Genomic DNA, 8205 nt, shown 5'->3' with positions numbered 1-8205 from the left:
CCGTTGGCGCCGAAGCGCGGCACGACATGAGCCAGCAGCGGCACCAGGTGCTGGTTGGGGCAGGCGTGCATGTAGACGACATGCTCGTTGGCCTCGAAACCCTCATAGGGGCAAGCATACCAGAGCATGCCGCCGGCCTTCTCAAGCACCGGAATCGTTTCCTTGCGGCTCCAGGAGGTGACGCAGCCGACGACATGGCGGGCGTTGCTGGTTTTGAAAATATCCTCGCACAGCGTCGCGTAGCGATCGGCATTGCTTTGCGGATCGCGCTCGACCGGCACCAGCTCGATGCCTGAACTCCTGTCGGCGTTGATGTCGGCGATGGCGCGCATGGCGCCCATCCGGCACGCGTCGGAAACGAGCTGATAGCTGCCCGAGCGGGAATAGAGGATGCCGATTTCGATGCGCCGTTTCAAACAGGACCCCAGAAATGACAATGCCCCGCAGCCAGCGCCGGAAAAGGCGAGGCATACGAGGCATGTTTGCCGCCCGGCGATCAGAGCCGGTATTTAGCCTTAGCGTATTCGGTCCGGCGGGTCAGTCAAGCCCTCAACGCCATCCGCGTCAAACACCGGAGGCCGGCCATCGCCGTTTCCCGCGAAATCCGCTGCCGCTATTTGGCCGCCGGCCTGTGTTGGCGGGCATAGGCCACGCAGGCATCCACGGTGCTGACACACAGCGCGTCGCGCCTGTTTGGCAGATTGTTGTCGCCGGCGTAGGCAACTTCGGCGACGCGGCCGCCGACCATGCGGACCTGCGTGTCGCAATAGCCGCCGGGAGCGACATTGAGGGAGCCACCGAGCGCCGGGACCGGCCCCACCGACAGGGTGGGGACGACGATGCTGAGATTGCCGCGCTGAACGACGCGCTTATAGGTCCAGATCTGGGCGGATCCGCCGGCGTCCGCGGTGGCGGTTGGAAACCCCGCGCACATTCGAACGTCGGCTTCGCTGAGACCGACCATCTCCTTGCGAGCCGCCGCCGCCGTGGGGTCAACCTTGGCGATGCGCGACGTGTCGTCGGGAACGACGCAGGATGACTGGACGACGACGATGAGACCAGAAAGGGCAAGCTTTCGAATACAGGAAAATGTCATACCGATTGTTGAGATCGCGTGGCCCGCCGCCCTCTCTACCTAGGCATGCAGGCCGCCGGATCAACCCGCACACCTTCACGAAAAGGTGGCCATGGCTGCATCGGGGAAGAATGCTGGCTTCAGGCACAATCAATCAGCGTAAGGATCACTGACCCCGCAATTGCCTCCGCCGCCACGCGGCCGGCGCCTCGCCGGTACGCTCGCGGAAGAAGCGGGAGAAATAGGCCGGATCGTCGAAGCCGATTTCGTAGGCGATGTCCTCGACCGTGCGCACGGTGAACAGCAGCAGCCGCTTGGCTTCCAGCAACCGGCGCTCGCCGACCACCCGCTTGACGCCGCTGCCCAGCACCGCATGGGCGGCCTTGTCGAGCAAATGCGGCGTCGTGGCGAGGGCCTCGACGTAGCGGTCGACCGGCCAGTTGTCGCGGAAATGCGCATCGACGAGCCTCCGCAGCCCCCGCGCCAGTGACGTGTCGGAAGAGCCCCGGGCATCCGTCGCCTCAGGAGCGAGCCTCGCTATATGGGAGAGCGCGACAGCGATCAGCGCCGGCAGCACCTTGTCGCTGCCGCCCTGCGCCTCGGCGTATTCGGCGGCGATCATGTCCAGCACCGTTGCCAGCCTTTGCCATGCGGCGTGCTGGGGCAGGGCGTCGGTGAAGACCGGCCGGTCGAGCGGCAGCAGGCTGTGGCCAGCAAGCGTGGCGAGCGCATCGTCGGCGACCGAGACGACGATGGCGTCGGTACCTGGCCCGATCGAAAAACCATGCACGATGGTGCTTGGCACGAAGCTGACGGCCGGCGCCGAAAAGTCCCAGGAGCGATCCTCGATGCGGTAGGTGCCGGAACCGCCGGTCCAGTAGGTGATCTGGCCCATCTGCGGGTGCTTGTGCGCGGCAACCTGGCCAACGTGAATGTTGCTGCGGGCAAGCACCGTCTCGACATGCAGGAAGCCAACATCGAGCGGCCGCACCGGCTCGCCATAAACGAAGAAATCGGGGATGGAATTCTGGCTCATGGCGCCGGAAAAAGTCCAATCGGTTTTGCCGTTCCGTCCATACCCGATCGCCAGCGGAGGCGCTAGGGTTGCGGTACAAAGTGGAGGAGCATCATGCGGTCGGAAGATTTTCGCGCGGACAAAGCGCGCCCGTTCACCGGGGCGGAATATCTGGAGAGCCTGCGCGACGGGCGCGAGGTCTATATCAATGGCGAGCGCGTCTCCGATGTCACCACCCATCCGGCGATGCGCAATTCGGCACGGTCGCTGGCGCGGCTCTACGATGCGCTGCATGACGGCAAGCGGCGAGAGACGCTGACCTCTGCGACCGACACCGGCTCGGGCGGCTACACCCACAAATATTTCCGCGTCGCCAGATCTTCCGGCGAACTCGCTGCCCAGCAGACGGCGATCGCCGAGTGGTCGCGCATGTCCTATGGCTGGATGGGGCGCACGCCCGACTACAAGGCGGCGCTGATGAACACGCTTGGCGCCAATGCCGACTGGTACGGACCGTTCAAGGACAATGCGCTGGCCTGGCACAAACGCGCCCAGGAAGCCGTGCTGTTCATGAACCACGCAATCGTCAACCCGCCGATCGACCGCCACAAACCGGCCGAACAGGTGAAGGACGTCTTCGTCCACATCACTGGGGAAACTGATGCCGGCATCTATGTTTCCGGCGCCAAGGTGGTGGCGACGTCCTCAGCGCTGACGCACTACAATTTCCTGGCGCAGGGCTCGGCGACGGTGACCGAGGATCCGTCGCTGTCGGTGATGTTCATCGTGCCGATGAACGCGCCGGGGATAAAGATGTTCTGCCGCGCCTCCTATGAGCAGACGGCCAACACGGTCGGCGCGCCCTTCGACTATCCCTTGTCGTCGCGCTTCGACGAGAACGACGCCATCCTCGTGCTCGACAATGTCTTCATCCCCTGGGAGGACGTGCTGGTGCTGCGCGACGCGCAAAAGATCCTGTCGTTCCACCCGGCATCCGGCTTCATGCACGGTTACTGCTTCCAGGGCTGCACCCGTTTTGCCGTGAAGCTCGACTTCCTCGCCGGCCTGCTGGCCAAGGCGCTGCGCGCCACCGGCGGCGACGCGTTTCGCGGCAACCAGGCAGCGCTTGGTGAGGTCATTGCGCTCAGGCACATGTTCTGGAGTTTCTCCAATGCCATGGCCCACAACCCGATCCCATGGGCGAACGGCGCGGTGCTGCCCAATCTCGATGCCGCGCTGGCCTACCGCACCTTCATGTCGGAGGCCTATCCGCGTGTCATCGACACGGTGCGCCGTGTGATCGCGTCCGGCCTGATCTATTTGCCGTCGTCGGTGCGCGATTTCAACAATCCCGAGATCGACAAATATCTGGCGCAATATGTGCGCGGCTCCAACGACATGGGCCACATCGAGCGCATCAAGATCATGAAGCTGTTGTGGGACGCGACCGGCACCGAGTTCGGCGGCCGCCACGCGCTCTACGAACTCAACTATGCCGGCGCGCCGGAAGAGGTGCGGCTGCAGGTGCTGAAGGGCGCCGAGCGTGGCGGCCGGCTGAAGGCGATGGAGGAACTGGTCGACACCTGCATGGCCGACTATGACGAGCATGGCTGGACGGGCGACACCTGGTTGCCCCCGACGGCCGGGTGAAGCCGATGGCCGCGCAGATTTCGAAGGCCGATTTCCGCGACGCCATGGCAAGGGTCTGCGCGCCGGTCAACATCATCACCACCGACGGGCCGGCCGGACGTGGCGGCTTCACCGCCACCGCCATGTGCAGCGTCTCCGACGAACCGCCGACGCTGCTGGTGTGCATGAACGGACGGTCGACACAGGCAGCCATGTTCCTCGCCAACCGGCGCTTCTGCGTCAACGTGCTGACGCATGACCACATGCATCTGGCGGGAAAGTTTGCCGGCGCGACCAGGGACATGGCGACCCGTTACGAGGCGGCGCGCTGGCAGACGCTGGCCTCGGGCACGCCGGCACTGTCGGACGCCATCGTCAATTTCGACTGCGAGATCGAGACGGTGCATATCGTCGGCACGCACAATGTCATGATCGGCCGCGTCACCGACGTCAGGCACGGCAGCGGCGGCTCGGCGCTGCTCTACGTCGACCGGAATTATACGCAGCCGACGCGGCTGGGCAGTTTTGGCGGGTGAGGCGAGGCCTTGGGAGCGCGGTACAGGCATTGGAGATCGGCCGCCGCCCTCTCAACCTCGTCATCCCTGGGCGGAGCAGCCGCGAAGCGGCGTCGCGGAGACCCTGGGATCCATTCCGTGACATTAGACGACGAGTGCAGCGGTGCAGAATCTGCACCGTGGGGGCGCTCAGGAGTCCCGGCATGGATCCTAGGGTCTGCGCGACGGAGCTTCGCTCCTGCTTCGCCCTAGGATGACGACACGATGGATGTCGCGGCTAATCGCGAAGGCGTGTTGCTGTCCTGGCGGCGATCATGCGAGCCGCCGCGACGAACCGAAAAGCCTCAGCTCTCGCCGTCGATCAGGCTTTCCAGCAAATCAAGCAGCTGCTCCAGCCTTTCCTGGCCGAAGCGCTTTTCGATGTCGTCGTAGATGATACGGCGCTCGGGCGAGAGCGCATCGATCAGGGCCGAGCCAGCCGGCGCGATGGTCAACACGACGCGGCGGCCGTCGCCTTCCGCCTTGTTGCGGGTGATGAATTTCCGGCCCTCGAGCGCCTTGATGATGCGGGTCAGGCTCGGCGGCAGCACCGAGGCGCGCTCGGCAAGCTCGGTCGCCTCGACCGGGCCGGCCTCGCTCAGCACGCGCAGAACGCGCCATTGCTGCTCGGTCACGTCATGCGCGGCAAGCATGGGGCGAAACCGCGCCATGACGGCTTCGCGGGCGTGAAGCAGTGCCATCGGCAAGGAGCGACGAGTGTTTTCCGGCAGCAAGAAGCAGCGTCCCCATTAGTGCGGTGGTCGGCGAGTCTTGACCCCACATGGACCGACGTCAAACTCCGACCTTTCCATCCCGTATCGTCGCCTCCAGCCCGATGCAAGACTTGACTTTGGGGGCACGTCATGTAATTAACGCGTTAACTACAAAATGCGAGAATCCAGGGAACGAAACGCGGTGCCGCACTTCTCCATCGAGTATTCAGCCAACGTCGATGCCAAGGTCGACATGAATGAATTGTGCGCGTTGGTGGCGCGCACGGTGCTCGACACCGGGCTGTTCGAGACCGGCGCCGTGCGGGTGCGGGCCTTTCGCGCCGACGCCTACGCCATTGCCGATCGCCTGCCGGAAAACGCCTTTATCGATATGTCGTTTCGCATCGGTACCGGCCGCGGCGCCGAGGACAAGAAACGCACCGGCGAGGCCGTGTTCACCGCGGTAAGCCAATACCTGGCAACGCTGTTCGAGACCCCGCATTTCGCCTTGTCGCTGGAGATCAGGGAAATCGACCCGGTGTTGAGCTGGAAGAAGAATGCAATCCACCCGCGGCTGCGCGGCAAGTGACGAAAGACCGACATGTCCGATCTCGAAGGCAATCTGAAAAAGGCGCAAGCCTACCTCGCCCGCTTCAAGCGCGATGGCGTGCTGAACCAGATCGGCGGCGAAGCGGTGCCTGCCGCCGACGGCTCGACCTTCGAGACGTTGTCGCCGGTCGATCTCAAGCCGCTGGCCAAGGTCGCGCGCGGCGGCATCGCCGACATCGACCGCGCGGCAAAAGCGGCGAAGGCGGCATTTCCGGCCTGGGCCGGCATGCCTGGCGAGGCGCGCAAGAAGCTGCTGCACAAAATAGCCGACGCGATCGAGGCGCGCGCCGAGGAGATCGCCTTCGTCGAATGCATGGACACCGGCCAGGCGCTGAAGTTCATGGCCAAGGCCGCACTGCGCGGCGCCGAAAACTTCCGTTTCTTCGCCGACCGCGCGCCGGAAGCGCGTGATGGCGAAACGCTGCGGACGCCTGGCCAGGTCAACATGACGACGCGGGTGCCGATCGGACCGGTCGGCATCATCACGCCGTGGAACACGCCATTCATGCTGTCGACCTGGAAGATCACGCCGGCACTGGCCGCCGGCTGCACGGTGGTTCATAAGCCGGCTGAGTTCTCGCCGCTGACGGCGCGGCTGCTGGTCGAGATCGCCGAGGAGGCCGGCCTGCCGAAGGGGGTGTGGAACCTGGTCAACGGCCTCGGCGAACATGCCGGCAAGGCGCTGACCGAGCACCCCGACATCAAGGCGATCGGTTTCGTCGGCGAAAGCCGCACCGGCTCGATGATCATGAAGCAAGGCGCCGATACGCTGAAGCGCGTGCATTTCGAACTTGGCGGCAAGAACCCGATGATCGTCTTCGCGGATGCGGATCTGGAGCGCGCGGCGGATGCGGCGGTATTCATGATCTACTCGCTCAATGGCGAGCGCTGCACCTCCTCGTCGCGGCTGCTGGTGGAGGCCTCGGTCTATGACCGGTTCACCGATCTGGTGGCGGAGAAGGCCAAGCGCATCGAGATAGGCCATCCGCTCGACCCCAACACCGTGGTCGGGCCACTGATCCATCCGGTGCACGAGGAGAAGGTGCTGTCCTATATCGAAATTGGCAAATCGGAGGGCGCGGTGGTCGCCGCCGGCGGTGGCAAGTTCGCCGGTCCGGGCGGTGGCTGTTATGTCAGCCCGACATTGTTTATCGGCGCGACCAACAGGATGCGCATCGCCCAGGAAGAGATTTTCGGGCCGGTGCTGACCGCGATCGCCTTCAAGGACGAGGCGGAGGCGCTGGCGCTGGCCAACGACACGCAATATGGCCTCACCGGCTATCTCTGGACATCCGACGTGACCCGCGCCTTCCGCTTCACCGATGCGCTGGAGGCCGGCATGATCTGGGTCAATTCGGAGAATGTGCGGCATCTGCCGACGCCGTTCGGTGGCGTCAAGAACTCCGGCATCGGCCGCGACGGCGGCGACCATTCCTTCGACTTCTACATGGAGACGAAGAACGTCGCCTTCGCCACTTCGGCGCACGCAATCCAGAAACTCGGCGGCTGACCGGAGGAAACCAGATGCCCTTGCCCAAGCCCAACCTCTACCCCGCCTTCAACATCGTTCGGCTCAGCCATGTCGAGCTCGCGGTGACCGACCTTGCCCGATCCCGCGCCTTCTATGTCGACACGCTCGGCCTGCAGGTCACCGACGAGACATCGGGCGCCATCTACCTCAGGGCCATGGAGGAGCGCGGCCATCACTGCATCGTGCTGCGCAAGGCAACGACGCCGGAAGCCCGCGACCTCGGCTTCAAGGTTTTTTCCGACGAGGACCTCGACAAGGCAGAGCACTTCTTCAGGGGCAAGGGCCTGCCGGTCGAATGGGTCGAGCGTCCCTACCAGTCGCGTACTTTCCGCACGCGCGACCCGCATGGCATTCCGCTCGAATTCTACGCGACGATGGATCGGTTGCCGCCGATCCACCAGAAATACGCGCTCTACAAGGGCGTGAAGCCGTTGCGCATCGACCATTTCAACTGCTTCTCGCCCAATGTCGACGAGTCCGTCGCCTTCTACAACGAGCTCGGTTTTCGCGTTACCGAATATACGGAAGATGCCTCGAGCGGAAAGCTGTGGGCGGCCTGGACACACCGCAAGGGTGGTGTCCACGACATCGCCTTCACCAACGGCGTCGGGCCGCGCCTGCACCACGTCGCCTTCTGGGTGCCGACGCCGCTCAACATCATCGATCTGCTCGACCTGATGGCGACCACCGGCTACCTGCCGAACATCGAGCGCGGCCCCGGCCGCCACGGCATTTCCAATGCGTTCTTCCTCTATGTCCGTGATCCCGACAATCATCGCATCGAGATCTACTGTTCGGACTACCAGACGGTCGATCCCGACCTCGAGCCGATCAAATGGGATTTGAAGGACCCGCAGCGCCAGACGCTGTGGGGCGCGCCGGCGCCGAAAAGCTGGTTCGAGGAGGGCAGTGTCTTTGCCGGCGCGGAGGTGCGCCAGCCGGATTTGACGGCCTCGCCGATTGTGGCACCGTGATGGGCTATTGGGAGATGTTGGCGTTCCTTCGCGCCCCCCTCTGTCCTGCCGGACATCTCCCCCACTTGGGGGGAGATTGGCTGTCATCCCTGCCTTCGCCAATTT

Annotated in this window: 9 protein-coding genes; 5 read left to right on the top strand and 4 right to left on the bottom strand. The window is 64.2% G+C overall.

Going from position 1 to position 8205, the window contains the following annotated elements:
* The 3 genes from EOA36_RS19645 to EOA36_RS19635 all read right to left on the bottom strand — a co-directional run.
* Positions 1 to 416, bottom strand: a 416-nt coding sequence (locus EOA36_RS19645; protein ID WP_145969224.1) for a transporter substrate-binding protein, incomplete at its 3' end; no start/stop codon positions are given.
* A gap of 197 nt (positions 417 to 613) precedes the next feature.
* Positions 614 to 1096 (bottom strand): hypothetical protein, encoded by a 483-nt coding sequence (locus EOA36_RS19640; RefSeq protein WP_127279044.1) that lies wholly within the window; start codon positions 1094 to 1096, stop codon positions 614 to 616.
* Between the two features lie 145 nt (positions 1097 to 1241).
* The gene (locus EOA36_RS19635; RefSeq protein WP_127279043.1) at positions 1242 to 2111 is read right to left on the bottom strand and encodes a helix-turn-helix domain-containing protein; all 870 of its coding nucleotides are present in this window, start codon (positions 2109 to 2111) and stop codon (positions 1242 to 1244) included.
* Between the two features lie 93 nt (positions 2112 to 2204).
* Between EOA36_RS19635 and EOA36_RS19630 the strand changes: the two genes are divergently transcribed.
* Together EOA36_RS19630 and EOA36_RS19625 are read left to right on the top strand one after the other, a co-directional pair.
* Complete coding sequence (locus EOA36_RS19630; protein WP_127279042.1) at positions 2205 to 3740, top strand: 4-hydroxyphenylacetate 3-hydroxylase N-terminal domain-containing protein; 1536 nt, start codon at positions 2205 to 2207, stop codon at positions 3738 to 3740.
* 5 nt (positions 3741 to 3745) lie between these two features.
* On the top strand, positions 3746 to 4255 hold the full coding sequence (locus EOA36_RS19625; protein WP_127279041.1) for a flavin reductase: 510 nt from the start codon (positions 3746 to 3748) through the stop codon (positions 4253 to 4255).
* Between the two features lie 323 nt (positions 4256 to 4578).
* Here the strand turns inward: EOA36_RS19625 and hpaR are convergent, their stop codons facing one another.
* Entirely contained in the window at positions 4579 to 4974 is a 396-nt protein-coding gene (gene hpaR / locus EOA36_RS19620) for a homoprotocatechuate degradation operon regulator HpaR (RefSeq protein ID WP_245464411.1), read from the bottom strand.
* Between the two features lie 214 nt (positions 4975 to 5188).
* On the opposite strand from hpaR, the gene EOA36_RS19615 reads away from it, so the two are divergent.
* Genes EOA36_RS19615 through hpaD form a run of 3 tightly spaced genes read left to right on the top strand, consistent with a single transcriptional unit; the run spans position 5189 to position 8100 of the window.
* Positions 5189 to 5575, top strand: coding sequence for a 5-carboxymethyl-2-hydroxymuconate Delta-isomerase (locus tag EOA36_RS19615; protein ID WP_127279039.1), 387 nt, complete (start codon positions 5189 to 5191; stop codon positions 5573 to 5575).
* A 12-nt stretch (positions 5576 to 5587) separates the two neighbouring features.
* Positions 5588 to 7105, top strand: a complete 1518-nt coding sequence (gene hpaE / locus EOA36_RS19610; protein WP_127279038.1) for a 5-carboxymethyl-2-hydroxymuconate semialdehyde dehydrogenase — start codon at positions 5588 to 5590, stop codon at positions 7103 to 7105.
* A 14-nt stretch (positions 7106 to 7119) separates the two neighbouring features.
* Positions 7120 to 8100: a 3,4-dihydroxyphenylacetate 2,3-dioxygenase gene (hpaD, locus tag EOA36_RS19605; RefSeq protein WP_127279037.1), complete on the top strand. Its 981-nt coding sequence runs from the start codon at positions 7120 to 7122 to the stop codon at positions 8098 to 8100.
* Positions 8101 to 8205 lie beyond the last annotated feature (105 nt).

Source organism: Mesorhizobium sp. M8A.F.Ca.ET.021.01.1.1, from assembly GCF_003998025.1.
GTDB lineage: Bacteria > Pseudomonadota > Alphaproteobacteria > Rhizobiales > Rhizobiaceae > Mesorhizobium.
This window is presented reverse-complemented; position numbering and strand designations above follow the sequence as displayed.